This is a genomic window from Stenotrophomonas sp. MMGLT7 (genome assembly GCF_021168555.1).
Taxonomy (GTDB): Bacteria; Pseudomonadota; Gammaproteobacteria; order Xanthomonadales; family Xanthomonadaceae; genus MMGLT7.
Window position 1 is genome coordinate 1 of record NZ_JAJOZS010000006.1, and the last position, 24,530, is coordinate 24,530.

A 24,530-nucleotide genomic window follows, 5' to 3' on the forward strand; every position below is an offset into this window, starting at 1 on the left:
TGAGGCTTTGCCGGCAAAGCCTCATCGCGACTGAAGTCGCTCCTACGTCGCTCCCACAGGTGCCATGGATCCCTGCCTCGGGCTACGGCAGGCGCCGGGAGAACAGCCACGCCCACATCGCCGGGTCGGCATAGGTCGCGTCCCAGGCGTTGTGGTTGCCATCGGGATACTCGGTGTAGCGCACCGCGCGGGCGCCGGCGGCCCGGAAGGCGCGGTACAGGCGGCGGTCGTCCTCGGGCGGCACCACGTCGTCCAGCGCGCCATGGAACATCCACACCGGCGTGGCGCCGATGCGGGCGGCCAGCGCGGCATGCGGATCGGGCAGCGCGGACACCTCGTCGACATGCAGGGTGGGGCGGTCGGCGTGCGGCACGCGCACGCCGCCGCAGACCGGCACCAGCGCGGCGAAGCGGCCGGGCGCCAGCAGCGCCGCGTTCCAGGTGCCGTAGCCGCCCATCGACATGCCGGTGAGGTAGGTGCGGGCGCGGTCGCCGCCCAACTCGGCACCGGCGGCATCGAGCGCGGCCAGCGCCATGCGCGCGTTGATGCCGGCCCATTCCTCGCCCTCGGGCGCCTGCGGCAGCACCACGATCGCAGGGAAGTCGGCGGCATGGCGGCGCAGGTACGGGCCGAGCCCGGCCTGGGTCTGCCTGGCGCCGTCGCTGCCGCGCTCGCCCGAACCGTGCAGGAACAGCACCACCGGCGTGCCGGCCGCCTGCAGGTGGGCCGGCACGAATACCTGGTAGCGGTAGCTGCGCCCCTCGATCTGCAGCTGGCGCTGGACGAAACGCCCTTCGGCGGTGCGGGACGGGGTCATGGCGCAGGCCGCCAGCAGGCAGCACAGCAGGAGAAGCGACAGCAGGGCACGGATCATGGGCCGGCGGGTCGTGGCGGGAAAGACCAGTATGCCGCCAGCCGGGGCCGGCGGTCATGCCTCGACTTGATTGCCCGGTAGCCGCGTCCATGACTGCACAGCAACGGCCCGCTCCCCAACTTGCCAGCGTAGCCGGTGGGTGCTGCGCCGAATGCGAGCCAACATGCGAACTAAGAACCTGTCCAAGATCTCCCGTAGGAGCGACTTCAGTCGCGATGGGGCTTTACCGGTAGAGCCCCATCGCGACTGAACTCGCTCCTACGGGTGGCTGGCGCTTCCTTTCATTCCCGAGCCAGGGCGGCCGATCGGCATCTGCCGCATCCATCCCGGGATAGTGAACGGGCTCCAGGGAACTGGATGCGACAGATGGGCAATCAGGTACCACGATCCCGCCGGGCACTCACTCGGCGCTGACCTCCCGCGCCAGCCGGTAAAGGAATTCCTGGCCCTCGTAGAACGACTGCACCGGCACGCGTTCGTTCATGCCGTGGGCGCCGGTCTCGGCATAGAACAGCCCGGATACGCCGTAGGCGGGGATGCCGGCGATGCGGAAGTAACGGCTGTCGGTGGCGCCGGTGCTCATGGTGGGCACGACCGGGACGCCCGGCCACATCTGCCCGGTGATCCTGGACACGGCCGCGAGCACTTCGCCGCCGACCGGCGAGACCGGGCTGGGCGTCTCCTCGTCTGCCTTGAGGCGCACGCTGACCTTGGCGTCGCCGGCCGCGGCCTGCAGCCGCTCGCGCACGTAGCCCGGCTCGTCGCCGGGGACCAGGCGGCAGTTGACGGTCGCCTGCGCGCGCTGCGGCAGGGCGTTCTCGGCATGCCCGCCTTCGATCAGGGTCGGCGTGCAGGTGGTCCTGATCGTCGCGTTGAGCACCGGATCGGCGGACAGGACGTCCGCCGCCACGCGGTCTTCCGGGTCGCGGGCCAGCGCGGTCATGTAGCGGCCCTTGTCGTCGCCGGCGACGGCGGCGGACTGCTGCAGGTACTCGCGGGTCACCTCGTTCAGGCGCACCGGCAGCAGGCGGGTGTGGATCCCGGTCAGCGCCTTGCCCAGCTCGACGATGGCATTGTCGTCGCGCGGCCTGGAACTGTGGCCGCCGGGATTGGTCGCCTCGAACACGTAGCTCTGGAAGCGCTTCTCCGCCGCCTGCACGGCATTGCTCACGCGCCGGCCGGACTCGTCCAGCACGCCGCCGCCGCCCTCGTTGAACACGAACGCCGCGTCCACCAGCTCGCGATGCCGCTGCAGCAACAGGTCCACGCCGTTGGAGCGGCCGCCTTCCTCGTCGGCGGTCAGTGCCAGCACGATCCCGCGCCGCGGCGCATAGCCCTCCTGCTTCATGCGGATGAGGTTGGCGGCGTAGATCGCCGCGTCGTCCTTGTCGTCGGCGACGCCGCGTCCGAAGAAGGCGCCGTCCTTCTCGGTCAGTTCGAACGGCGGCAGCGTCCAGTCCTCTGGATCGGCCGCGACCACGTCCAGGTGGGCGAGCAGCAGCAGCGGCTTCAGCGAAGGATCGCTGCCCGGCAGGCGCACGACCAGGTTGCCGCGCTTGGGATCGTCATCGGGAACGACGACGTGCACGTCCGCCGGCGCGAAGCCGGCGGCGAGGAAGCGGCGGGCGAGCGCGTTGGCGGCCAGCGTGGTGTCGCCGTGCTCGCGGGTGGTGTCGATGGCGACCAGTTCCGCCAGAAGTTCGCGCGCGAGCTGCTGGTACTGGCCGGGCGAGGTCGGCGCGGCGTCGCCGCCGGGCTTGACCACCGCGAGCGGGTCGATCGGGCGCGCGGGCTCCTTCTCCGCCGCAACGGCGGCGGCCGGTTCGGGGCCGGAGGCGTCCGCGGCCGGCTGCTCGCGGGAGCAGCCGAACAGCAGCGGGGACAGGGCGCAGCACAGCGCCAGGTGGGCGAGGCGAGGATCGGGTCGGGTCATGGTGGGCGCGTGTTCCGGCGTGGGGGGGGGATCCCCCGAATGTAGAACACGCGGCCGGGACCGCGCATCGGCCGCGAAGGGTAGGGGCCGGCGAAACCCGCCAGCGCCGACCCCCAGGGACGACCGCGCCTGCGCGGTCAGTGCATCAGGATCAGCGTGGCCAGGCCGAGGAAGCAGAAGAAGCCCATCACGTCGGTGACCGCGGTCACCACCACGGTGCCGGCCACGGCCGGGTCGATGTTCAGGCGCTTGAGCAGCAGCGGCAGGATGACGCCGGCGCTGGCCGCGGCGCAGAAATTGATCACCAGCGCCATGGCGATGACCAGCGACAGCAGCGGGCTCCTGAACCACGCCAGCGCGATCAGGCCGACGACGCCGCCGATCAGCACGCCGTTGATCAGCGCCACGCGGATCTCCTTCCACAGCAGGATGCCGGCGTTGCTGGAGCCAACCTGGCCCAGCGCCAGGCCGCGCACCATCAGCGTCAGCACCTGCACCGCGGCATTGCCGCCGATGCCGGCGACGATCGGCATCAGCACCGCCAGGGCGACGATCTTCTCCAGCGTCACCTCGAACTGCCCGATCACGCTGGCGGCCAGGAACGCGGTGAACAGGTTGATCCCCAGCCACACCACGCGGCCGCGCACGGCGCGCTTGACCGGCGAGAACAGGTCCTCGTCCTCGTCCAGGCCAGCCGCGCTCAGCGCCTGGTGCTCGGCCTGCTCGCGGATGATGTCGACCACGTCATCGATGGTGATGCGGCCGAGCAGGATGTTGTTGTCGTCCACCACCGGCGCCGAAACCCAGTCGTGGTCGGAGAAGCGCCGCGCCACTTCCTCGGCGCTGTCGCCGACGTCGATGGCCGGCTGCTCGTCGTCGATCAGGCGGTTGACCGGGGTGGAGTCCTCGTGGGTGACCAGCGCCGCCAGCGAGACGCGGCCCAGGTACTGGTGGCGGCGGCTGACCACGAACAGGTGGTCGGTGTGGTCGGGCAGTTCGCCGCGCAGGCGCAGGTAGCGCAGCACCACGTCGACGTTGACGTCGGCGCGCACGGTGACCACGTCCGGGTTCATCAGGCGGCCGGCGGTGTCTTCCGGGTAGGACAGCACCTGTTCCAGGCGCTCGCGGTTCTCCCGGTCCATCGACTTGAGGACCTCGTCGATGACCGTGTCCGGCAGGTCCTCGACCAGGTCGGCGAGGTCGTCGATGTCCAGGTCCTCGACCGCCGCGACGATCTCGTCCGGGTCCATGTCCGCCAGCAGGCTCTCGCGCACCTCGTCGCCGACGTGCAGCAGCACCTCGCCGTCGTCCTCGGCATCGACCAGGCCCCAGACGATCTCGCGCTTGCCCGGGGGCAGCGATTCGAGCAGGTTGCCGATCTCGGCCGGCGAGAGCGTGTTGACCAGCCGCCGCACCGGGCCCAGGCGGCCGCTGTCCAGCGCATCGGACAGCATGCGCAGCTGGCGCGCGGTCTTGTCGTGGCGGACGGCTTCGGCCATGCGCGTGCGTCTCCGGAAAACAAAAGGCCGCGATCCGATGACGGATGCGGCGGATCAGGTGGTCATCGCGCCATTATCGCCGCAAGCGCGGGGCAGGGGAATGCGGATGGCCTACGGTGGTGGGGCTGGAAGGCGCGAGCCGGGAGACTCCAACGTTCCTTGCACACGCAACGCCAGGGTTGCATTGTGCCTGGCGACTCATGACAGCGGCGTGCCGCCCATGCGCTGCAGCCAGCGCTCGATGCCCTTGCGGTCGCGCGCCTGCAGCAGCTTGGCGCGGGTTGCCTGCAACGCCCCCAGGTCGATGTCGCGGATGGCGCGGCGCATCTCCAGCAGGGTCGACGGGTGCAGGCTGAACTCGGTCAGGCCCAGCGCCAGCAGTATCGGCGCCAGGGCGGCGTCACCGGCGATCTCGCCGCACACGGCCACCGGCTTGGCGGCCGCCTGGCCGGTGGCGATGACCTGCGAAAGCAGCCGCAGCACCGCCGGATGCAGCGGCGAATACAGCTCGCCCAGCGCCTGGTTGTTGCGGTCGGCGGCCAGCAGGTACTGCACCAGGTCGTTGGTGCCGATGGACAGGAAATCGACGTCGTCGATGAAGCCGTCCAGCGCGATCGCGGCCGAGGGTACCTCGATCATCGCCCCCACCGGTATCCGTTCGGCGAGGGCGTGGCCCTGTGCGCGCAGCTGCGCGGCCACGCGCTTGAGGCGGCGGCGGATGGCCATGATCTCCTCGCGGCCGCTGACCATCGGGATCAGCACCCGCACCGGGCCATAGCCGGAGGCGCGCAGGATCGCGCGCAGCTGGGTGTCGCACACCGCCGGACGCGCAAGGGACAGGCGCACTCCGCGCAGCCCCAGCGCCGGGTTCTCCTCGTCGGCCAGGGTCAGCCCCGAGTGGTCGGCCTTGTCCGCGCCCAGGTCGAGGGTGCGGATGGTCACCGGGCGCCCGCTCATGCCCAGCACCGCGTCGCGGTAGGTGTGGAACTGCTCCTCCTCGTCCGGCGGCCGCTGGCGCTGCATGAACAGGAACTCGGTGCGGTACAGGCCCAGGCCGCCGGCCCCCAGCGCGTGCGCACGGGCGATGTCCTCGCGCGATTCGGCATTGGCCAGCAGCACGATGTCGACGTTGTCGCGGGTGCGCGTCGGCTTGCTGCGCAGCTTGCCCAGCTGGCGCTGTTCCCTGGCCAGCTCGCGCCGCAGCGCCTGGTGTTCGCGCAGGTCCGCTGGGGACGGGTCGAGGATGATCTCGCCGCTGGCGCCGTTGACGATCAGCACGTCGCCGTCCTTGATCCGCGCCAGCGCATCGGCCACGCCGGTCACCAGCGGCAGGTGCAGGCTGCGGGCCAGGATGGCGCTGTGCGAGAGCGCGCTGCCGGTGGTGGCGACGATGGCGACCACGCCCTGGGCCTGCAGCTGCGCCAGCTCCGAAGGGGCGATGGCGGCGCAGACCAGGATCTCGCCGGCCAGTCCCTTCGGCTCGGGCTGGCGTTTCTGCAGGAAGGCGTGGATGCGGCCGATGACGTGGTCCAGGTCGTCCATGCGGCTCTTGAGGTAGGCGTCCTCCATGCCGTCGAACACCGCGGCCAGGCGGTCGCGCTGCAGCCGCAGCGCGTACTCGGCGCCGTAGCGGCTGGTGCGGATCAGTTCGTCCAGGCCATGGAGCAGTTCCGGATCGTCCAGCAGCAGCGCATGCAGGTCGAGGAACTCGCCCACTTCCTTGGTCAGCGCGCCCTGCAGCCGTTCGCGCAGGTGGTGCATCTCCTCGCGCGCGGCGTCCACGGCCAGGTGCAGGCGCTGCAGCTCCGCTTCGACGTTCGCGGCGGGGATGCGCCGCTCGTCGACCTCGAGCGCATGCGGGAACCGCACCCGTGCGCGGCCCAGCGCATTGCCGCGCGATGCAGCGGCTCCCTTGAGCCGCAGGGTCATGGCAGAACCCGGTCGCCGGTGCGGGAAGCGGGTTCCGGCATGGCTCAGTTGTCCTCGTCGAAACGCCGTTCGAACAATGCCGCAACCGCCTCCATCGCCGCCTGCTCGTCTTCGCCATCGATGCGGATGGTGACCGGCGTGCCGCGGCCGGCGGCGAGCAGCATCACGCCCATGATGCTCTTGGCATTGACTTCGCGGCCCTTGGCCGAGAGCGTGGCGTTGCAGCGGAACGAGGACAGCGTCTGCACCAGCTTTGCGGTGGCCCGCGCATGCAGTCCGAGGCTGTTGGCCACGATGAGGGTACGTTCAAGCATCGTCGATGATCGCTCCGTTGCGAGTGCCGGCCGCGGCGATGGCCGGCAGTTCCTGTAGATCCCGTTCGGGATAGTTCATGACGCGCATCAACATGGGCAGGCTCAGCGCCGACACCCGTCGCACCGGTGTCCCGAGCTGCGCGAGCCGGCGTGCCAGGTTGCTGGGGCTGGCGCCGTACAGGTCGGTCATCACCAGCACGCCGTGTCCAGCGTCCACCCGGCGCAGGGCCGCCGACGCCTGCGGCAGCAGGGCGTCCAGGTCCGCATCCAGCGCGACGTCGAAGGCTTCCGCCTTCAGGGGCAGTTGCCGCAACAGCCCGGTCGCAACGTCCAGCATCGCAGAACCGATGCCGGGATGAGTGATCAGGAGGATGCCGCAGGCCATTGCGAAACGTTAACAGTTCAGCGCCTGCGACGATAGGTCATACGCTTGCCCGTTACTGACCGGTTCGGGGATTGCGGTCGATTCCGGACGCATCCGCCAGCGGTTCCGGGCAGCGGGCGCCGGGCGGGACGGACTGTTCCGCGGCGCCGGGGCCGCCGCCTTCCGCGCGTATCGCGCGCGTGCAGCGCCGCTCAGTCCAGTTCGCGATGGAAGGTCGCCACTTCGCGCCAGCCCTGCTCGCGCGCATGCCGGGCCAGCCGCTCGGCCAGGTACACCGAGCGGTGCTTGCCGCCGGTGCAGCCGAAGGCGATGGTGACGTAGCTGCGGGTGTCGTTGCGCAGCTTCGGCAGCCAGGTGTCGAGGAAATCGACCAGCTGGCCGACGTAGCGCTTCACCTCCGGCTGCGCGTCGAGGTAGTCGCGCACGCCGCCGTCGCGTCCGCTCAGCGGCCGCAGCTCCGGGTCCCAGTGCGGATTGGGCAGCACCCGCGCATCGAAGACGAAATCGGCCTCGGCCGGGACGCCGCGCTTGTAGGCGAACGACTCGAACAGCAGCGACAGGGTGTTCTCCTGCCGCAGCGCGAACTCGGTGACCACCTTGCGCCGCAACTGGTGCACGTTCAGGGCGGTGGTGTCGATCACCGCATCGGCCTCGGCGCGCAGCGGCGCGGTCATCAGCCGCTCCTGCGCGATGGCCTCGGGCAGCGACAGCCCGCGCTGGCTCAGCGGATGGCGCCGGCGGGTGTCGGCATAGCGCTTGAGCAGGGCCTCGTCGCTGGCCTCGAAGAACAGCAGCTGCGCTTCGATGCCGTACTGCTGGGCGGCGCCGCGCCAGTGCGCCAGCTGCGAAAGGTCGCTGCGGCTGCGCACGTCGATGCCCACCGCCAGGCGCTCGGGGGCGATGTTGCCGCTGTCGCCGAGCAGGGCGCGGACGAAGCCCGGCAGCAGCTCGAACGGCAGGTTGTCCGAGCAGTAGTAGTCCAGGTCCTCGAACGTCTTCAGCGCCACCGACTTGCCGGAGCCGGACAGGCCGCTGACGATCACCAGGGTGGAGTTGGCCGGGATCGGGCTCATTGGCTGCGCTTCTGCAGCAGGCTGCTGTGGCGGGCGATGAACATCGCCGCCGGGTCGATGCCCTTGGTGCGCAGGATGTGCAGGCGAGTGGCGGCCTCGGTGAGCACGGACAGGTTGCGGCCGGGCATCACCGGCAGGGTGATCAGCGGCACGTCCAGGTCGAGCACGTGGCGGGTGCCGGAGTCGCCGGTGAGGCGTTCGTAGCCGTGCGGGGTGGGTTCGGTCATCGGCTTGGTCAGGTGCACGATCAGGCGCAGGTACTTGTTCTTCTTTACCGCGGTGTCGCCGAACATCTCGCGCACGTTGAGCACGCCCAGCCCACGGACCTCCAGCAGGTCCTGCAGCAGTTCCGGGCAGGTGCCGTCGAGCACGTCCGGGGCGATCTGGGTGAATTCTGGCGCGTCGTCGGCGACAAGACGATGACCGCGGGTGAGCAGTTCCAGCGCAAGTTCGCTCTTGCCCGAGCCGGCCTCGCCGGTGATCAGCACGCCGATGGAGTAGATCTCCATGAACACCCCGTGCAGGATGACGCGCGGGGCCAGGGTGCGGGCGAGATGGTAGGACAGGTGGTTGAGCAGCTCGTGGCCGCGCCTGGGCGAGATCCACAGCGGCGTGTCGGACTCGTCGGCCGCCGCGCGCAGGTCCTCCGGGCAGGGCTGGTTCTTGGTGATCACCAGCGCCAGCGGGTGGAACTGCATGATCTTCTCGATCGTCTCCCAGCGCTGGCGGGCATCGAGCGAATCCAGCCAGGCCAGTTCCTCGGTGCCCAGGATCTGCACCTTGTTGGGATAGATGGCGTTGAGGTAGCCGGCCAGCGACGGCCGCCGCGATACCGCGTTGCCGGCCTCCAGTTCGCGGTTCTCGCCCTTCTGCCCGGCGACCCAGCGCAGGGCGAGCTTCTCGTGCTGCTGGTCGAACAGTTCCTTGGCGGTGATGCTGGTATTCATGCGGCGCTGGACACCGGCTCGGACAGCAGCAGCTCATGCAGCGCCTGGGCATCGGGCGCCTGGCGCAGCGCCTCGCGGAAGCCGGGCAGGGAAAACCGTTCCGCCAGCTCGGACAGCAGCATCAGGTGCTGGTGGGTGTAGTGGGCGGGAACGGCGATGGCGAACACCAGGTCGACCGCCTCGTGGCCGAACGTCACCGGCTGGCGCAGCCGCAGCAGCGCGCCGTGGGGCTCGGAAAGCCCGTGGCAGCGCCCGTGCGGAATGGCGATGCCGTGGCCGATGGCGGTCGAGCCCAGCGCCTCGCGTTCGCACAGGCTGGCGTACAGCTCGTCGGCTCCGACCTGCGCGCAGCCCAGAAGGTCGGCGGCCGCACGCAGGGTTGTCTCTTGGTCGGCGGCCGGCAACACCTGGGTGTGCACGGCCGCCATTAGGTCACTCAGTGGCATGTGGGCAATGGACGCGCTGGATCAGGCGCCATTGTCGCGTACCTCGCGTACCTCGCGCGCGTCGAAGCTGGTTTTCTTGCTCTTGTGCTTGAGTACCAGCCGGTCGAGCTTGTCGGCGAGCAGGTCGATGGCGGCGTACATGCTGGGCGCCTTGGCATTGGCGTGCAGGGTGCGGCCCGGGAGGTTGACCGTGGCGACCACGTGGTGGTCGGGCTTGCGCAGCGCGAGCTGGGTGCGGACCTCGCAATGCTGGTCGAAGTGGCGTCCTACGCGTTGCAGCTTCGTCTCCACGTAGTCCCGCAGGGCGGGCGTGACCTCGAGTTGCTGGCCATACGTCTCAATGCGCATCGGGTACCTCCTTTGGTCGGGTTGTCTATGAACACCGCCAGCTCCCGCGCGCCCTTCTGCCGAGGGCCGGTCCAATCAGTCCGATGTCAGGCGATACGGACTCTTTCGTGGGAGGCGGAAATGTTCATGGCTTCACGATACTTCGCAACGGTGCGCCGCGCCACTGGTACGCCGGATGTTTTCAGCATCTCGGCCAGCTTGGCGTCAGATAGCGGCTTGCGCGGGTTCTCAGAGTCGATGAGATTCCTGATCATCGACTGGATGGCGGTGCTGGAGGCCTCGCCGCCGCCGTCGGTATCGATGCCGGAGGCGAAGAACGCGCGCAGCGGCATGGTGCCGCGCGGGGTGCGCACGTACTTGCGCGATATCGCGCGGGAAACGGTGGATTCGTGCAGGCCGAGTTCGCCGGCGATCTCGCGCAGGGTGAGCGGCCGCAGCGCCTGCTCGCCGAATTCGAGGAAACCGGCCTGCTGGCGGATCAGACACTGCACCACGCGCAGCAGGGTCTCGCCGCGCGCCTCCAGCCCCTTGAGCAGCCAGCGCGCTTCCTGCAGCTGGCCGCGCAGGTAGCTGGCATCGGCCTCGCCGCAGGTGCGGATCAGCTGCTCGTAGCCGGTGTGGATGGTGATGCGCGAGCGCGAATGCGCCGACAGCGCCGCGCGCCATGTCCCGCGCTGGCGCCAGATCACGCAATCGGGCACCACGTAGTCGCTGCCGGAAACCTCGCCGACCTGCTTGCCGGGACGCGGATCGAGGCTGCGCAGCAGCTGTACCGCCTGCTCCACCCGGTCCGCCGGCTGCTTCAGCTCGCGGGCGATGCCGGCGATGCCGCTGCGGGGCAGGCGCTCGATCGGGCCGTCGGCGATCTGCAGGGCCAGCGCCCGCCCCGGCGTGTCCTCGGCCAGCAGCTGCAGCTGCAGTTGCAGGCATTCGCCCAGCGAGCCGGCGCCCACGCCGACCGGGTCCATCCGCTGGATCTGGTGCAGCACCGCACGGATCTCGTCCTCGCCGGCCTCGATCTCCGGGCGCAGCGCGGCGGCGATGGCCGCCAGCGGCTCGCGCAGGTAGCCGTCCTCGTCGAGCGCGTCGATCAGGGTCGCGCCGATGGAGCGGTCGCGTTCGGACAGGTGCGACAGGTGCAGCTGCCACAGCAGGTGGCTGGCGAGGGTCTCCGGCTCGGCCACCCGTTCGGCGGCGCTGCCCAGCTCGTTGTCGTCGTCGAACGAACCGCCGCGCGAGGGCGACCAGGATTCGTCGGGCAGCCACTCGTCGGCGCTGCCTTCGTCGGCGTGGGGAGGTTCCTCGGCGGGGCCGCTGCCGCTGTCCGGCTCCGCGGCCGGTGCTTCCGCCCGTTGCGCTTCCTCGCTCCATTCCAGCAGCGGGTTGGTCTCCACCGCCTCGGCGATTTCCGCCTCCAGTTCGATGCTCGACATCTGCAACAGCTTGAGCGCCTGACGCAGTTGCGGCGTCATCACCAGCTGCTGGCCCAACGATGTCTGAAGCCTGGCTTTCATGCTCTCGTCGAACGTGGGCGGCGTGCGCGGGCGGCCGCCTTCAGAGCTTGAAGGCCTCTCCGAGGTAGACGCGGCGCACGTCCGAGTTGGACAGCAATTCGTCCGGCGCTCCCTGCGCCAGGACGCTCCCTTCGGCGAGGATATACGCGCGGTCGCAGATTCCCAAGGTCTCGCGCACGTTGTGATCGGTGATCAACACGCCGATCCCGCGCTGCTTGAGATGGGTGACGATGCGCTGGATCTCGCCGACCGAGATCGGGTCGACGCCGGCGAAGGGCTCGTCGAGCAGCATCAGCCGCGGCTTGGCCGCCAGCGCACGGGCAATCTCGCAGCGGCGCCGCTCGCCGCCGGACAGGCTGGCGCCGAGCTGGTCGGCCACGTGCGGGATCTGCAGCTCGTCCAGCAGCGAGGCCAGTTCCTTCTCGCGCCCGGCCGCGTCCAGGTCCTCGCGCAGTTCCAGCACCAGGCGGATGTTGTCGGCCACGGTGAGCTTGCGGAACACCGACGGTTCCTGCGGCAGGTAGCCCACGCCCAGGCGGGCGCGCGCGTACATGGGTTCGGCGGTGATGTCGCGCCCGTCGAGCACGATGCGCCCGGCGTCGGCCTCCACCAGGCCGACGATCATGTAGAAGCAGGTGGTCTTGCCGGCGCCGTTGGGGCCGAGCAGGCCCACCACCTCGCCCGCGTCCAGGGTGAGGCCGAACTCGCGCACGACCTCGCGCTGCTTGTAGCGCTTGCGCAGTCCTTCGGCGACCAGCATCAGTTGCCTCCCTGCTTCGGCTGTGCGGCGGCCGGCTTGGCCGCCGGGGCCGTGCTCTTGGGCTGGATCACGGTGCGCACGCGGGTGCCGTCGCCGCCGCTCTGCATGTCGCCGGTGCGGGTGTTGTAGACCATGCGCTGGCCGGCGTTGGTGCCGCGCTGGGACTGCACCTTGTAGTTGCCGGTGAGCACGATGGTGTCGGTGCCGACCTTGTAGTCCATGTTGTCGGCCTGCGCATGCATCGGCGAGCCGTCGTCCATCTCCTGCTTGAGCGTGGCCTGCTTGCCGGTAAGCACGACGCGGTCGATCTCGCCGTTCTTCTGGAACACGTCGGCGGTATCGGCCTGGATCTCCAGCGTGCCCTGGACGATGACCACGTCGCCGGCGAAGTGGCACTTGCCGTCGTCGCCGACCATGCTGCATTCGTTGCGGGCCGCGTCGATGGTCATCGGCTGGCTCCGGTCCGACGACTTGGCCAGCGCCGCCGTCGGCAGCAGCAGGGCGGAAAGCACCGCCAGCGTGGCGACAAGATTGCCGCGGCCCGGCCCCGCACTCGCCCTCGACTCGCATCGCGGCGTTGCGGACCTTGCCAGGACGGCCAGTCCCGGCCGCGGTCCGCGCGGTGCGCTGCAGGCCGGTGGCGGTGTGCACGACCGGCATTGGGACGTTGTCGCGGCACTAGCGGGCGTTGGGTTCATAACGGGTCTTGACCTGGGATAGGAGTTTGTACTGCTCGGTCTTGAGGTTTGCCTCGAAGCCGACACCGGTCTGCATGATACCGGGCCGGGTCATGGTGACCTTGTCGTCGGTGCGCGCCAGGTGGGTCTGCGGGAACACGTCCAGCCGGCCGGTGCGGAAGGTGGTGGGCGGCGTGGCGCTGCCCTGCGGGCTGTCCCCGGCGACGTCGCCGCGCAGCCGCAGCTCGTCGCCCTTGGCGCTGATCCAGCCGGTCTGTGCGCGCATATGCCAGTACTGGCCGCCGGCATCGGGCAGCAGGAACAGCGGGGTGGTGATGTCCATGGTCTGGTCGCCGCGGTTGCGGTGCATCTCCGGCGCGCGCAGGGTCATCGATTCCTTGCCGGTCTGCTGGTCCAGCGCGGTCAGTTCGAAGTTGCGCAGCACGTAGTCCGAGCGCGCGTCGTCGGCTGCCGCGGCCACCGGTACTTCGCGCTGGCGCCAGGCCGACCAGCCGCTGATGATCGCCACCAGCAGCAGGGCGATGCCGAGCGTGCCGCGCCAGCTCACGCGTACCGCTCCAGCACGCCGGCCACCTTTTCCTGCGCCGCCAGCAGCACGTCGGCCAGCTCGCGCGCGGCGCCGCGGCCGCCGCCGGCGCCGGTCCGCCAGTGCACGCGCTCGGCGATCCACGGATGGGCGTCGGCCGGCGCCACGGCGAAGCCGACGCAGCCCAGCGCGGGCAGGTCGGGCAGGTCGTCGCCCATGAAGGCCACCTGGTCCAGGCCGATGCCGAGTTCGTCGCACAGGGCCTGGACGCCCTGGCGCTTGTCGTCCACGCCGATCTGCACCCTCAGCCCCAGCTCCTGGCCGCGCTTCTCCGCCGCCAGGCTGCGGCGCTTGGTGATCAGCGCCACCTCGATCCCGGACTGCTGCAGCAGCACCAGCCCCAGCCCGTCGCGCACGTTGAACGACTTGCTCTCGTTGCCGTCGCGGTCGTAGTGCAGGCGGCCTTCGGTGAGCGTGCCGTCCACGTCGAAGCAGGCCAGGCGGATGCGCCGGGCGCGGGCGAGCAGTTCGGCGGGAAAGGTGTCCAGCGGGGAATAGGGCATCGTCGGGCGCTTGATGAAGGTCTCGGCGGCAGCGGCAGGGCAGAGGGCCCTTAAACCACCTTGGCCTGCAACAGGTCGTGAATGTTCAGGGCGCCGACGGCATGCCCTTCGGCGTCGACGACGATCAGGCCGGTGATCTTCATCGTCTCCATCAGCCGCGCCGCCTCGGCGGCCATCTGCCCGGCGCCGATGGTGCGCGGGTTGCGGGTCATGATCTCGGCGATGCGGGTGTGGCGCACGTCGATGTCGCTGTCCAGGGCGCGGCGCAGGTCGCCGTCGGTGAACACGCCCTGCAGCGTGCCGCCGGCGTCGACCACCGCGGTCATGCCCAGCCGCTTGCGGCTCATCTCCATCAGCGCGTCGCTCAGGCTGGCATCCTCGCGCACGCTGGGCAGTTCGTCGCCGCTGTGCATGACGTCGGTGATGTGCAGCAGCAGGCGGCGGCCGAGGCTGCCGGCCGGGTGCGAACGGGCGAAGTCGTCGGCGGTGAAGCCGCGCGCGTCCAGCAGTGCCACCGCCAGCGCGTCGCCCATCGCCAGCGAGGCGGTGGTGCTGGAGGTCGGCGCCAGCGCCAGCGGGCAGGCCTCGGCGGGGACGCTGACGTCCAGGTGCACGTCGGCCTCGCGCGCCAGCGTCGAGCGCGGATGCCCGGTCATGGCGATCACCTTGTTGCCCTGGCGCTTGAGTGCCGGCAGCAGCATCAGCACTTCCTCCGACTCGCCCGAGTAGGACAGCGCCAGCACCACGTCGTCGGCGGTGATCATGCCCAGGTCGCCGTGGCCGGCCTCGCCGGGGTGGACGAAGAATGCCGGGGTGCCGGTCGAGGCCAGCGTGGCGGCGATCTTGCGCGCGACATGGCCGGACTTGCCCATGCCGGTGGCGACCACGCGCCCGCGCGATCGCAGGATCACGCGGCAGGCGGTGGCGAACGCGTCGCCGATGCGTTCGCCCACGGCGGCCAGCGCGTCGCGCTCGATCTCGAGCACGTGGTGGGCGCTGGCGACCAGGCTGGCGTCGCTGATGTCGCCGGGGGAAGAGATGGGCAGGGCCATGCGGATGGCGCTCGGATATAGAATGACCGCCTATTTTATGAGGAAACGCCCGTTGGACGCCGAAACCATCCGTGAACTCATCGAAACCGGCCTTCCCGGCGCCCGCGCCGACGTGCGTGGCGAGGACGGCGTGCATTTCGAGGCCACGGTGGTCAGCGAGGCCTTCCGCGGCAAGCTGCCGCTGGCGCGCCACCGCATGGTCTATGCCACGCTGGGCGAACTGATGGGCGGGGCGATCCATGCGCTGGCGCTGAAGACCCTGACTCCCGACCAGGCCTGAGCCGCATCGCCGCGGCCCCCTGGCACTGCCCTTCCCACTTCTTCCGAATACCTTCCATGTCCAAGATCGTTGTCACCGGCGGCACCCCGTTGCGGGGCGAAGTCGCCATCTCCGGCGCCAAGAATGCCGTGCTTCCCATCCTCTGCGCCACGCTGCTGGCCGATGCGCCGGTGCGGATCACCAACGTGCCGCGGCTGCACGACGTGATGACCACCATCAAGCTGCTGGGCGAGCTGGGCGCCGGCCTCACGGTGGAACAGGACCCGCTGGTGCACGGCAGCTCGGTGACGGTGGATCCGCGCACTGTCGACCAGCACGTGGCGCCGTACGACCTGGTCAAGACCATGCGCGCCTCGATCCTGGTGCTGGGGCCGCTGCTGGCACGCCATGGCGCGGCGGAAGTATCGCTGCCGGGCGGCTGCGCGATCGGTTCGCGGCCGGTGGACCAGCACATCAAGGGCCTGCAGGCGCTGGGAGCGGAGATCAGTGTCGAGAACGGCTACATCAAGGCCAGCGCCTCGCGGCTGAAGGGCGCGCGCTACGTGTTCGACATGGTCAGCGTCACCGGCACCGAGAACGTGCTGATGGCCGCCGCCCTGGCCGAAGGCACCACCGTGCTGGAGAACGCGGCGATGGAGCCCGAGGTGGTGGATTTGGCCGACTGCCTGATCGCGCTGGGCGCACGCATCGAGGGGGCGGGGACGCCGCGCATCGTCGTGCAGGGCGTGGAGCGCCTGAACGGCGGCCACCACGAGGTGCTGCCGGATCGCATCGAGACCGGCACCTTCCTGGTCGCCGCGGCGATGACCGGCGGGCGGATCACCGCGCAGGGCACCCGCGCGCATACGCTGGACGCCGTGCTGGACAAGCTGGTCGAGGCCGGCGCCGTGATCGAGCAGGACGAGAACAGCATCACCCTGGACATGCAGGGCAAGCGCCCGCGCGCGGTCAGCCTGACCACCGCTCCGTATCCGGCGTTCCCCACCGACATGCAGGCGCAGTTCATGGCGCTCAACTGCGTCGCCGAGGGCGTGGGCGTGATCAACGAGACGATCTTCGAGAACCGCTTCATGCACGTCAACGAGCTGCTGCGGCTAGGTGCGGACATCCAGATCGAAGGCCACACGGCGGTGGTGCGCGGGGTGCAGCGGCTGAGCGGGGCGCCGGTGATGGCCACCGACCTGCGCGCCTCGGCCTCGCTGATCCTGGCCGGCCTGGTCGCCGAGGGCGAGACCAGCATCGATCGCATCTACCACCTGGACCGCGGCTACGAGAACATCGAGCAGAAGCTGGGGGCGCTGGGGGCATCGATCCGGAGGACCGCATGATCCTGCGCGGCCCGCTCAGCGGCCGGCGCCGGGTATTGCTGGTGATCCTGTTGCTCGTGCTGGCCTGGCTGGCCTACGCGTGGTTCGCCGGCATGGCGATCACCCGCGGCGTGGAAATGCGCGACATGGACTGGGACGGCGACGGCACCGTCAGCCGCACCGAACTGGCGCAGGCCTTCTATGCGGTGGTGGTGGAGGAGAGCCAGCAGGGCAGCCGGCACTGCCGCACGTTCAAGTGGCGCCGGAGCGGCGAGCAGATCCGGGTCGATTGCCGCACGGTGTTCGGCGAGCAGGCGGCCGACAAGCGATAGGCAGTTCCGCGTCGCCTCGCAGAGGGAGCCGGTTCAGGTCCTCCTGTAGGAGCGACTTCAGTCGCGATGGGGACTTCCCGGTAATGCCCCATCGCGACTGAAGTCGCTCCTACAGGTGCTGCTGTTACGGAGATCTGCGAAGAACTCGGCAAAAGGCCCGGACGAACCGGGCCTTTTGCATTGGGTCAGCAGGGCGCCGGGATTACCAGATCACCACCTGCTGGTCGCCGCCGCGCACCATCGGATCGCCGGCCTTGCACTCGAAGGCGGCGGCGAACGTCGGCATGTTCGACGGTGCACCCATGGCGCGGAACTGCGCCGGGGCATGCGGATCGGTGGTCAGGCGCACCTTGGCGTTCTCCGGGGTGTACTTGGTGCGCCACACCGTGGCCCAGTTGATGAAGAAGTTCTGGTCGCGGGTCAGCCCGCCGACCTTCGGGTCGGGCTGGCCTTCGGTGGCCTTCTTCATCGCGTCGTAGGCGGTGGCGATGCCGCCCAGGTCGGCGATGTTCTCGCCCAGGGTCAGGTTGCCGTTGACCTTCTGGCCGTCGACCTCGTAGCCGTTGAACTGGTTGACCAGCTTGCCGGTCAGCGCCTTGAAGCCCTTGGCGTCGGCCGCGGTCCACCAGTCCTCGAAGTTGCCGGTGGGCCCGAAGCGCGCCCCCTGGTCGTCGTAGCCGTGGGTCATCTCGTGGCCGATCACCGCGCCGATGCCACCGTAGTTGAAGGCGTCATCTGCCTTGAGGTCGAAGAACGGCGGCTGCAGGATGGCGGCCGGGAACACGATCTCGTTCTGCAGCGGGTTGTAGTAGGCGTTGACCGTCTGCGGGGTCATGCCCCACTCGGTCTTGTCCACCGGCTTGCCGATCTTGGACAGGTTCCACTTGTAGTTGAATTCCTTGGCCGCCTCGACGTTGGCCAGGTAGCTGTCGCGGTCGGTCTGCAGGCCGGCCCAGTCGCGCCACTTGTCCGGATAGCCGATCTTCGGGGTGAAGGTCTCCCACTTGGCGATGGCCTTGGCCTTGGTGTCGTCGCTCATCCAGCTAAGCTTCTCGATGCGCGCCCTGAGCGCGGTGCGCAGGTTGCCGACCAGTTCCTCCATCCGGGTCTTGGCGTCGGGCGAGAAGGCCACCTTCACGTACATCTGGCCCAGCGCTTCGCCGGCATCGTCGTTGATGGTATCGAGCACGCGCTTCCAGCGTGGCTTGATCTCCTTCTGCCCGTTGAGGGTCTTGCCGTAGAAGTCGTAGCTCTCCTGCACGAAGGCATTGCTCAGGTACGGCGCGGCCTCGTCCACGGTGTGGAAGCGCAGGTAGGCGCGCCACACCGCCGGATCGGTGTCCGCCAGCGCCTTGCTGACTTCCTCGTGGAAGGCGGGGATGGCCAGCGAGAACTTCTCCGGTGCGGCCACGCCCTGGGACTGGAAGAATTCGCTCCAGGGGAAGTTCGGGGTGAGCTTGTCGGCTTCGGCCAGCGTGACCGGGTGGTAGAACAGCGACACGTCGCGCGACATCTCCTCGCTGGACTTGGACACCTTGGCCAGGCGGGTCTCGAAGGCGACCACGTCCCTGGCCTGGTTCTGCGCATCGTCGGCCGCCACGCCGGACAGCTCCAGCACCTTGGCCACGTGCGCCTGGTAGGCCGCCAGCTTGTCGGCCTTGTCCTTGTCGAAGTAGTAGCTCCTGTCGGGCAGGCCGAGCCCGCCCTGCGTGGCATAGGCGATGTTCATCGCCGAGTCCTTGAAATCGGCCTCGGCGCCAAAGCCGAACAGGAAGTTCTCGCCCTTGGCCGCGCTCTGGCGCAGGTAGCCGGCGATGGCCGGGCCGTCCTTCAGCCCGTCGATGGCGGCCAGCTGCGGCTTGAGCGGGTCGATGCCCTGCGCATCGATCTTGGCCTCGTCCATGCCGGTGGCCCAGAAGTCGCCGACGATCTTCTCCACGCCGGTGGCCTGCGGATCGGCGGCGGCCTGCTCGGCCAACTGGTGCTGCACCGCCACCGAGCGCTCGTCCAGGATCGAGAACGCGCCCCAACTGGTACGGTCGCCCGGAATCTCGTTGGCGGCCAGCCACTTGCCGTTTACATAGCCATTGAAATCGGTGCAGGCGTTCTTGGACGGATCCAGGTCGTCGGGCGAGAAGGCGTTGTAGGCAGGCAGCTTGCTTTCATCGATCTTCAGCTCCTGCGGAGCGGGCTGGCCAGCCTGCGCGGCCTGTGGCGCGGGCGTCTCCTCGGGCTTCTTGCAGGCGGACAGGGCTGCCATGACGGCCAGGGAAAGCAGCAGGATTTGGGGTTTGCGGAAGATCACGTGTCGAACTCCAGGAGCGGACGATCAGTAGGAGTCCCGTCGCCGGGACCGTGGTCGGCACTCTAAACCTACCGGCGCTTATGGTCATGGGTGTCGAAGGTCATGGCCTCACTTGCTGTGAAAAAAGCGAAAGCCCGGGCAAGCCCGGGCTTTCGTGCAAGCGCTAGTCGATTGGGGTTATCAATTGAACTTGACAGTCATGCCCATGTAGAAGTATCGACCAATGTTGTCGTACAGCGCCGAGGTCAGATCCGAGCCGAAGTAGTTGCGCGGCGGATCCTTGTCGAAGGCGTTGTCGATTCCCAAGTAAACATCGATGTCCGATCCCGGGAACGTGTAGCCGAACTGGAGGTTGTTGTAGACATAGGACCCATTCTTGATGGGGCTGGCCGAGCCGGGATTGCTGTTGTAGCTCTCCGGGGTCACGCGCAGGTTGCCATCGACATAGTTGAGGTCCCAAGAGGCACGCCAGTCACCCAATCGGTACTTCGCCTGGAGTGAGGCACGCCAACGCGGGTCGGTGACGTAGGTGACGTACTCGTCGTACTCGTTCGGGAAATCCTGGAACACCCACTCGCGCGATTCGATCAGGCGCGTTCCGACCAGGCGCAGGACGGTATCGCCTCCCGCCAAGTTGAAACGGTAGTCCATCTCCAGGTCGACACCGACCCGGCGACTGCGAGCCAGGTTTTCCGACAACGCTGTCCAGCTGATGATGCTGTGCTCAGGGTAGATGCGTCCCTGGTCGTCGGTGAAACCACCCAGCGGAGCACGCTCGATGGCGTTGCAGAACTGGTTGTTGATGCCGCCGGGGTTGTCGACGCAACGGGTGGCGTTGGTCTGTGCGGTGACCGAGCCAATGGCGTCACGCAGGTCGATCCGCCAATAGTCCACCGACATGCCGAAGCCTTCGAAGAACTCCGGCTGCCATACAAAGCCGTAAGACAGGCTGCGTGCACGTTCTGGCTTCAGGTCAGGGTTGCCACCGCTCACGCCGGGACGGTTGGCGCTATAGGTATCGATCCAGCCGACCGGCACGCCCAGTGCGGAGCAGTTGGCCTGGCGCAAGGCCACGTCCTGGGCAGTGGCGGGACGATTCGTATTGGTGGGCAGATAGTTGCAGGGATCGTCGATTGAGGAGAAGTTCTCGCTTTGTGGCCCGTACAGTTCACCGATATTGGGCGCACGAACTGCCTGGGCCAATGTGCCGCGCAGACGCAACGAAGGGATGATGGTCCAGTCCAGGCCGATGTTCCAGGTCTTGGTGGAGCCGATGCTGCTGTAGTCGGAGTAGCGTCCGGCCAAGTCCAGAACCAGGTTGTTGATGCCAGTGATTCCGGACAGCAGTGGGACCGTGGTCTCGACGAAGGCCTCCTTGACGTTGTACTCGCCGGCTTCGTTTGGAATCGCATTGAGGAACGTGAGTCCCTGCGCGGACAATGGGTCGGTAATTTCCTCGCTCTGCTCCTTGCGGTACTCGAAGCCACCGGCGAAGCCGATGTCACCGGCTGGCAGCGACAACAGTTGACTGTTCGCAACCGACGCACTGAACACGGTCTGCTTCAGCTTGGCGCGGTTGGGCGAACTGACATTGAACCAGTCAGCCGCCTCGCGGCTGACGGCGCCGTCGCCGAAAACGCTGAACGGGACGCAGCCCTGACGGGCGAATTCGGAGTAGACCCGGCCGGTATGCGGATTCACCGCGCCAGCATCCAGCGAAGTACGGCAGACGATGTTGCCGCTGCCATCGACCACCGCGTCCAGGCCGGCCTGCCAGCGCTCGTTGATGCGGTTGTTGAGATTGAGCCGGTCGATCTTGGTTTCGCCGTAGTTGCCGGACACCTCGTAGGTCCAGTTTTCGCTCAGGTTGCCTTCGGCGCCCAGTACGGCCCGATAGGTCTTGCGCTCGACGTGTTCGCCGCGTCGGCCCGCATCGACATTGAAGCGATTCATCTGCAACTGGCTGAGGCCATTGGCATCCATGAGCGCGCCGAGTTCGGGACTGACGTATGCATTGTTGCGGAGGATGCGCAGCGACGTATCGAAAGCCGGCTGGCCGAAGAAGTCGGATTCGGTCTCGGTGTACTTGCCTTCGAAGAAGACGCGATGGTCGTTATTGATGTCGAAGCTGAGCAGCGTGTTGACGCTCTTGCGGTCGAATCCCGGCTGCAGATCCGCCACCGCGTTGAGGTCGGTGAAGTCGCAATCCACGCAAGAAGTGTTACTCACCACCGTGCCGTCGTAACGGTTGGGGCGGAAGCTGCCGTCCGGGTTGAAGATGTATCGGTTGCCGTAGCTGGACGGAACTCGGAAATCAAAGGAGCCGATGTTGAACGTGCCGCCGTAAGACGTCGAGTGATTGCCACCGGGACCGCTGATCACAGTCTGCGGGTTGCTCTGGCTTGGAGGCTGGCTGGGGTCGTAACTCGGGTTGGGGACGCTGACCAGGTACTCGCGGCCGATCGCGCGATTTCCGCGGCCAAAACGGTCCTGCTTGCTGTACTCAACGGCGATCGCGGCGTTGCCACGGCCTTCCGCAAAGGTGCCGCCACCGGAGAAGCTGAAGAACGAGCGGTTGAAGTTGCCTTCGTCGGCCAGACCGGTCTGTGCGCGGGCTTCGTATCCATCGAAGGATTTCTTCATGATGAAGTTGACGACGCCGGCGACAGCGTCGGCACCGTAGACGGCAGAAGCGCCACCGGTAATGACTTCCACGCGTTCGATCCATTCCACGGGGATCGTGTTGACGTCCACCGCGGTCGAGCCCGGGGAAGAGCCCACATGGCGGCGGCCATTGACCAGGACCAGGGTGCGCGAAGGCCCCATGCCGCGAAGGTCCAGCATTCCCAGGCCGGCGGTACCGATGAAGCGGGTCGAGTTGGCGAGGGTGTAGGTGGGCGACAGCGCCGGCAGACGGGACATCAGGTCGCTGATGTTGGTCGCGCCTGTAGCACGGATTTCTTCGGCGGTAATCGCGGTGACTGGCGAGGGAGTCACGAAACCGGTGCGTGCGATACGCGAGCCGGTGACAGTGATCCTGTCCAGGTCCGTAGCGTCGGATGCCACGCCACCTTCCTGCGCCAGTGCCTGGCTGGCCATGGGCGCGAACATTACAGCCATCAATGCGGTGCTTAGACGCGTATAGCGGTGCCTTGCGCCGTTGCGATTCGACATATCGATTTCCCCTGGGAACATGAACGAAGTTGATGCGAAATATGAGTCGGTGCTGAATTTGATTTCGCTGTAACAATGTTTTAACAACCAGTTAAATCTGTGTCAATAGATGCGACATGTGTCTTTGTTGACACGAAAGTGGCGGTGCCCTGGACAATGGACACCTGCACGCGCAGCCGGGATGATGAATGCTTGGGTCGGCGCTTCCTCCCGATTCGAAGATGTCCTCAGTCTTGCCAGGAGTGTCCGCACCGTGCCCCGCGTTTCCGCCTATGCCGTCCAGCCCGGCCTCTCCCCCCACCCCCGCATCCGCAACGTCATCGCCGTAGGCTCCGGCAAGGGCGGGGTGGGGAAGTCCACCACCGCGGTGAACCTGGCGCTGGCGCTGAACGCGCAGGGGGCGCGAGTCGGGGTGCTGGATGCGGACATCTACGGGCCGAGCGTGCCGGCGATGCTGGGGCTGTCGGGCAAGCCGGAGAGCCCGGACAACAAGTCGATCGAGCCGATGCGGGCGTTCGGGATCGAGGCGATGTCGATCGGGCTGCTGATCGACCCGGATACGCCGATGATCTGGCGCGGGCCGATGGCGACCTCGGCGCTGACCCAGCTGTTCAACGACACCCTGTGGGGCGACCTGGACTACCTGCTGGTTGACCTGCCGCCGGGCACCGGCGACATCCAGCTGACGCTGGCGCAGAAGATCCCGGTGGCCGGTGCGGTGATCGTCACCACGCCGCAGGACATCGCCACGCTGGATGCGCGCAAGGCGCTGAAGATGTTCGAGAAGGTCGAGATCGCGGTGCTCGGCATCGTCGAGAACATGGCGGTGCATGTCTGCAGCAACTGCGGCCACGCCGAGCACCTGTTCGGGCAGGGCGGCGGCGGGCGCATGGCGCAGCAGTATGGCGTGCCGCTGCTGGGATCGCTGCCGCTGGACATCGCCATCCGTGAGCAGGGCGATGCCGGCCGGCCGGTGATGGTGTCGGCACCGGATTCGCCGGCCGCGCAGGCCTATGCCGCCACGGCGCGGAGGCTGGCGGAGGAGCTGGGCAAGCGGCCGCGGGCGTCGATCCCGATCTCGTCGTCGCTGGTCTAGGAGGCGTCCCCGGCTCGGCCCCGGCTTCGCTCGACCTGACCTGGCAGCTCCGGAATCCCGGGCGTGCTGTCTGGGCCATGCCTGGGTATGAGTGCCTTATTTGTAGGAGCGACTTCAGTCGCGATGGGGCTTTCTCGGTGAAGCCCATCGCGACTGAAGTCGCTCCTACAAGACGCTCCTACGGTCGGCCGTTCCTGCGGGGCAGGGGGGGAATCGCGGGCGCGGCGAGGGCGCGCGACGATCGGCCACATGGCGTCGTGTCCGGGCAGGTCCGCGCAGGCGTGGTGGCGGAGCGAGGCCGGCCCTTACAATATCCGCATCGGCCCCCCACGGCCTTCAGGAATGACGCATGAGCATCAAGAGCGACCGCTGGATCCGCCGCATGTCCGAGCAGCACGGCATGATCGAACCCTACGAAGCCGGGCAGGTGAAGCAGGTCGACGGCCAGCGCATCGTCAGCTACGGCACCTCGAGCTACGGCTACGACGTGCGCTGCTCGCGCGAGTTCAAGGTGTTCACCAACATCAACTCGACCATCGTCGATCCCAAGCACTTCGATCCGAAGAGCTTCGTGGACGTGGAAGGCGACGAGTGCATCATCCCGCCCAACAGCTTCGCGCTGGCGCGAACGGTGGAGTACTTCCGCATCCCGCGCAGCACGCTGGTGGTGTGCCTGGGCAAGAGCACGTATGCGCGCTGCGGCATCATCGTCAACGTGACGCCGCTGGAGCCGGAGTGGGAAGGTCACGTGACCCTGGAGTTCTCCAACACCACGCCGCTGCCGGCGCGCATCTACGCCAACGAGGGCGTGGCGCAGATGCTGTTCTTCGAGTCCGACGAGGTCTGCGAGACCAGTTACAAGGATCGCGGCGGCAAGTACCAGGGGCAGACCGGAGTGACGCTGCCGCGCACCTGAGGGCCGGGAATCGGGAAACGGGAATGGGGAATCGGCGGAGCGGGACGCCCGCTTTCACCATTCCCTATTCCCCATTCGCGGCCTCACTTGCGGCCGAACAGCATGCCGACGCCGACGGCGATCAGGATCGCCGGCCACCAGGTGGCGATGAGGCGGCCGATGTTGAGGTCGGTCCAGCCCAGGTTGCTGGCCAGGAAGAACAGGCCGACCAGGATCAGGATGATGGCGGCGACGAGATTTGAACGCATCGATCGGTCGT

General features: G+C 68.1%; 24 protein-coding genes. 5 read left to right on the forward strand and 19 right to left on the reverse strand.

Features of this window, described 5'->3' with window-relative positions; genetic code table 11:
* Positions 1 to 82: 82 nt before the first annotated feature.
* From LRX76_RS09385 to LRX76_RS09460, 16 genes are all read right to left on the reverse strand, one after another.
* Positions 83 to 874 (reverse strand): prolyl oligopeptidase family serine peptidase, encoded by a 792-nt coding sequence (locus tag LRX76_RS09385; RefSeq protein WP_231804423.1) that lies wholly within the window; start codon positions 872 to 874, stop codon positions 83 to 85.
* A gap of 400 nt (positions 875 to 1,274) precedes the next feature.
* Positions 1,275 to 2,807: a M20/M25/M40 family metallo-hydrolase gene (locus LRX76_RS09390; RefSeq protein ID WP_231804425.1), complete on the reverse strand. Its 1,533-nt coding sequence runs from the start codon at positions 2,805 to 2,807 to the stop codon at positions 1,275 to 1,277.
* 137 nt (positions 2,808 to 2,944) lie between these two features.
* A complete protein-coding gene (mgtE, locus tag LRX76_RS09395) occupies positions 2,945 to 4,306 on the reverse strand; it encodes a magnesium transporter (RefSeq protein WP_231804427.1) in 1,362 nt (453 codons plus the stop codon).
* A 198-nt stretch (positions 4,307 to 4,504) separates the two neighbouring features.
* A complete protein-coding gene (ptsP, locus tag LRX76_RS09400) occupies positions 4,505 to 6,235 on the reverse strand; it encodes a phosphoenolpyruvate--protein phosphotransferase (protein ID WP_231804429.1) in 1,731 nt (576 codons plus the stop codon).
* 44 nt (positions 6,236 to 6,279) lie between these two features.
* Complete coding sequence (locus tag LRX76_RS09405) at positions 6,280 to 6,549, reverse strand: HPr family phosphocarrier protein (protein WP_231804431.1); 270 nt, start codon at positions 6,547 to 6,549, stop codon at positions 6,280 to 6,282.
* A complete protein-coding gene (locus LRX76_RS09410) occupies positions 6,542 to 6,934 on the reverse strand; it encodes a PTS fructose IIA subunit family protein (RefSeq protein ID WP_231804433.1) in 393 nt (130 codons plus the stop codon). The genes LRX76_RS09405 and LRX76_RS09410 overlap by 8 nt, the downstream gene beginning before the upstream one ends.
* A gap of 191 nt (positions 6,935 to 7,125) precedes the next feature.
* The gene (rapZ, locus tag LRX76_RS09415) at positions 7,126 to 8,007 is read right to left on the reverse strand and encodes an RNase adapter RapZ (RefSeq protein ID WP_231804435.1); all 882 of its coding nucleotides are present in this window, start codon (positions 8,005 to 8,007) and stop codon (positions 7,126 to 7,128) included.
* On the reverse strand, positions 8,004 to 8,954 hold the full coding sequence (gene hprK / locus LRX76_RS09420) for an HPr(Ser) kinase/phosphatase (RefSeq protein ID WP_231804437.1): 951 nt from the start codon (positions 8,952 to 8,954) through the stop codon (positions 8,004 to 8,006). The genes rapZ and hprK overlap by 4 nt, the downstream gene beginning before the upstream one ends.
* A complete protein-coding gene (locus tag LRX76_RS09425) occupies positions 8,951 to 9,400 on the reverse strand; it encodes a PTS sugar transporter subunit IIA (protein WP_231804439.1) in 450 nt (149 codons plus the stop codon). The genes hprK and LRX76_RS09425 overlap by 4 nt, the downstream gene beginning before the upstream one ends.
* Positions 9,401 to 9,421: 21 nt before the next feature.
* A complete protein-coding gene (raiA, locus tag LRX76_RS09430) occupies positions 9,422 to 9,748 on the reverse strand; it encodes a ribosome-associated translation inhibitor RaiA (protein ID WP_231804441.1) in 327 nt (108 codons plus the stop codon).
* A gap of 86 nt (positions 9,749 to 9,834) precedes the next feature.
* Positions 9,835 to 11,262: an RNA polymerase factor sigma-54 gene (locus LRX76_RS09435; protein ID WP_231804443.1), complete on the reverse strand. Its 1,428-nt coding sequence runs from the start codon at positions 11,260 to 11,262 to the stop codon at positions 9,835 to 9,837.
* A gap of 40 nt (positions 11,263 to 11,302) precedes the next feature.
* Positions 11,303 to 12,022 (reverse strand): LPS export ABC transporter ATP-binding protein, encoded by a 720-nt coding sequence (gene lptB / locus LRX76_RS09440; protein ID WP_231804446.1) that lies wholly within the window; start codon positions 12,020 to 12,022, stop codon positions 11,303 to 11,305.
* Complete coding sequence (lptA, locus tag LRX76_RS09445) at positions 12,022 to 12,540, reverse strand: lipopolysaccharide transport periplasmic protein LptA (protein WP_231804798.1); 519 nt, start codon at positions 12,538 to 12,540, stop codon at positions 12,022 to 12,024. Before lptA ends, lptB begins: the two co-directional genes overlap by 1 nt.
* Before the next feature lie 160 nt (positions 12,541 to 12,700).
* Complete coding sequence (lptC, locus tag LRX76_RS09450) at positions 12,701 to 13,267, reverse strand: LPS export ABC transporter periplasmic protein LptC (protein WP_231804448.1); 567 nt, start codon at positions 13,265 to 13,267, stop codon at positions 12,701 to 12,703.
* On the reverse strand, positions 13,264 to 13,809 hold the full coding sequence (locus LRX76_RS09455; RefSeq protein ID WP_231804450.1) for an HAD family hydrolase: 546 nt from the start codon (positions 13,807 to 13,809) through the stop codon (positions 13,264 to 13,266). The genes lptC and LRX76_RS09455 overlap by 4 nt, the downstream gene beginning before the upstream one ends.
* Positions 13,810 to 13,859: 50 nt before the next feature.
* Positions 13,860 to 14,861, reverse strand: a complete 1,002-nt coding sequence (locus LRX76_RS09460) for a KpsF/GutQ family sugar-phosphate isomerase (RefSeq protein ID WP_231804452.1) — start codon at positions 14,859 to 14,861, stop codon at positions 13,860 to 13,862.
* Between the two features lie 52 nt (positions 14,862 to 14,913).
* Here LRX76_RS09460 and LRX76_RS09465 point away from each other — a divergent pair, with 52 nt between their 5' ends.
* The 3 genes from LRX76_RS09465 to LRX76_RS09475 are packed head-to-tail and all read left to right on the forward strand — an operon-like array spanning position 14,914 to position 16,780.
* Positions 14,914 to 15,141, forward strand: coding sequence for a BolA/IbaG family iron-sulfur metabolism protein (locus LRX76_RS09465; RefSeq protein WP_231804454.1), 228 nt, complete (start codon positions 14,914 to 14,916; stop codon positions 15,139 to 15,141).
* 56 nt (positions 15,142 to 15,197) lie between these two features.
* Entirely contained in the window at positions 15,198 to 16,469 is a 1,272-nt protein-coding gene (gene murA / locus LRX76_RS09470; protein WP_231804456.1) for a UDP-N-acetylglucosamine 1-carboxyvinyltransferase, read from the forward strand.
* Positions 16,466 to 16,780, forward strand: coding sequence for an EF-hand domain-containing protein (locus tag LRX76_RS09475; protein ID WP_231804458.1), 315 nt, complete (start codon positions 16,466 to 16,468; stop codon positions 16,778 to 16,780). The genes murA and LRX76_RS09475 overlap by 4 nt, the downstream gene beginning before the upstream one ends.
* A gap of 202 nt (positions 16,781 to 16,982) precedes the next feature.
* Here LRX76_RS09475 and LRX76_RS09480 read toward each other — a convergent pair whose 3' ends face one another.
* Positions 16,983 to 19,082 (reverse strand): M13-type metalloendopeptidase, encoded by a 2,100-nt coding sequence (locus tag LRX76_RS09480; RefSeq protein WP_231804800.1) that lies wholly within the window; start codon positions 19,080 to 19,082, stop codon positions 16,983 to 16,985.
* A gap of 183 nt (positions 19,083 to 19,265) precedes the next feature.
* Positions 19,266 to 22,259: a TonB-dependent receptor gene (locus tag LRX76_RS09485; RefSeq protein WP_231804460.1), complete on the reverse strand. Its 2,994-nt coding sequence runs from the start codon at positions 22,257 to 22,259 to the stop codon at positions 19,266 to 19,268.
* Positions 22,260 to 22,443: 184 nt separating this feature from the next.
* On the opposite strand from LRX76_RS09485, the gene apbC reads away from it, so the two are divergent.
* Complete coding sequence (gene apbC, locus LRX76_RS09490; RefSeq protein WP_231804462.1) at positions 22,444 to 23,355, forward strand: iron-sulfur cluster carrier protein ApbC; 912 nt, start codon at positions 22,444 to 22,446, stop codon at positions 23,353 to 23,355.
* Between the two features lie 349 nt (positions 23,356 to 23,704).
* Complete coding sequence (dcd, locus tag LRX76_RS09495; protein ID WP_231804464.1) at positions 23,705 to 24,271, forward strand: dCTP deaminase; 567 nt, start codon at positions 23,705 to 23,707, stop codon at positions 24,269 to 24,271.
* Between the two features lie 83 nt (positions 24,272 to 24,354).
* On the opposite strand, the gene LRX76_RS09500 is transcribed toward dcd, so the two are convergent.
* Positions 24,355 to 24,519, reverse strand: coding sequence for a DUF5668 domain-containing protein (locus LRX76_RS09500; RefSeq protein WP_231804465.1), 165 nt, complete (start codon positions 24,517 to 24,519; stop codon positions 24,355 to 24,357).
* Positions 24,520 to 24,530: the final 11 nt, after the last annotated feature.

Bases quoted from the DNA above. Each gene is read 5' to 3' on its own strand.
- LRX76_RS09385 (WP_231804423.1), bottom strand. From the start codon at position 874: ATGATCCGTGCCCTGCTGTCGCTTCTCCTGCTGTGCTGCCTGCTGGCG.
- LRX76_RS09390 (WP_231804425.1), bottom strand. From the start codon at position 2,807: ATGACCCGACCCGATCCTCGCCTCGCCCACCTGGCGCTGTGCTGCGCC.
- mgtE (WP_231804427.1), bottom strand. From the start codon at position 4,306: ATGGCCGAAGCCGTCCGCCACGACAAGACCGCGCGCCAGCTGCGCATG.
- ptsP (WP_231804429.1), bottom strand. From the start codon at position 6,235: ATGACCCTGCGGCTCAAGGGAGCCGCTGCATCGCGCGGCAATGCGCTG.
- LRX76_RS09405 (WP_231804431.1), bottom strand. From the start codon at position 6,549: ATGCTTGAACGTACCCTCATCGTGGCCAACAGCCTCGGACTGCATGCG.
- LRX76_RS09410 (WP_231804433.1), bottom strand. From the start codon at position 6,934: ATGGCCTGCGGCATCCTCCTGATCACTCATCCCGGCATCGGTTCTGCG.
- rapZ (WP_231804435.1), bottom strand. From the start codon at position 8,007: ATGAGCCCGATCCCGGCCAACTCCACCCTGGTGATCGTCAGCGGCCTG.
- hprK (WP_231804437.1), bottom strand. From the start codon at position 8,954: ATGAATACCAGCATCACCGCCAAGGAACTGTTCGACCAGCAGCACGAG.
- LRX76_RS09425 (WP_231804439.1), bottom strand. From the start codon at position 9,400: ATGCCACTGAGTGACCTAATGGCGGCCGTGCACACCCAGGTGTTGCCG.
- raiA (WP_231804441.1), bottom strand. From the start codon at position 9,748: ATGCGCATTGAGACGTATGGCCAGCAACTCGAGGTCACGCCCGCCCTG.
- LRX76_RS09435 (WP_231804443.1), bottom strand. From the start codon at position 11,262: ATGAAAGCCAGGCTTCAGACATCGTTGGGCCAGCAGCTGGTGATGACG.
- lptB (WP_231804446.1), bottom strand. From the start codon at position 12,022: ATGCTGGTCGCCGAAGGACTGCGCAAGCGCTACAAGCAGCGCGAGGTC.
- LRX76_RS09455 (WP_231804450.1), bottom strand. From the start codon at position 13,809: ATGCCCTATTCCCCGCTGGACACCTTTCCCGCCGAACTGCTCGCCCGC.
- LRX76_RS09460 (WP_231804452.1), bottom strand. From the start codon at position 14,861: ATGGCCCTGCCCATCTCTTCCCCCGGCGACATCAGCGACGCCAGCCTG.
- murA (WP_231804456.1), top strand. From the start codon at position 15,198: ATGTCCAAGATCGTTGTCACCGGCGGCACCCCGTTGCGGGGCGAAGTC.
- LRX76_RS09475 (WP_231804458.1), top strand. From the start codon at position 16,466: ATGATCCTGCGCGGCCCGCTCAGCGGCCGGCGCCGGGTATTGCTGGTG.
- LRX76_RS09485 (WP_231804460.1), bottom strand. From the start codon at position 22,259: ATGTCGAATCGCAACGGCGCAAGGCACCGCTATACGCGTCTAAGCACC.
- apbC (WP_231804462.1), top strand. From the start codon at position 22,444: ATGAATGCTTGGGTCGGCGCTTCCTCCCGATTCGAAGATGTCCTCAGT.
- dcd (WP_231804464.1), top strand. From the start codon at position 23,705: ATGAGCATCAAGAGCGACCGCTGGATCCGCCGCATGTCCGAGCAGCAC.
- LRX76_RS09500 (WP_231804465.1), bottom strand. From the start codon at position 24,519: ATGCGTTCAAATCTCGTCGCCGCCATCATCCTGATCCTGGTCGGCCTG.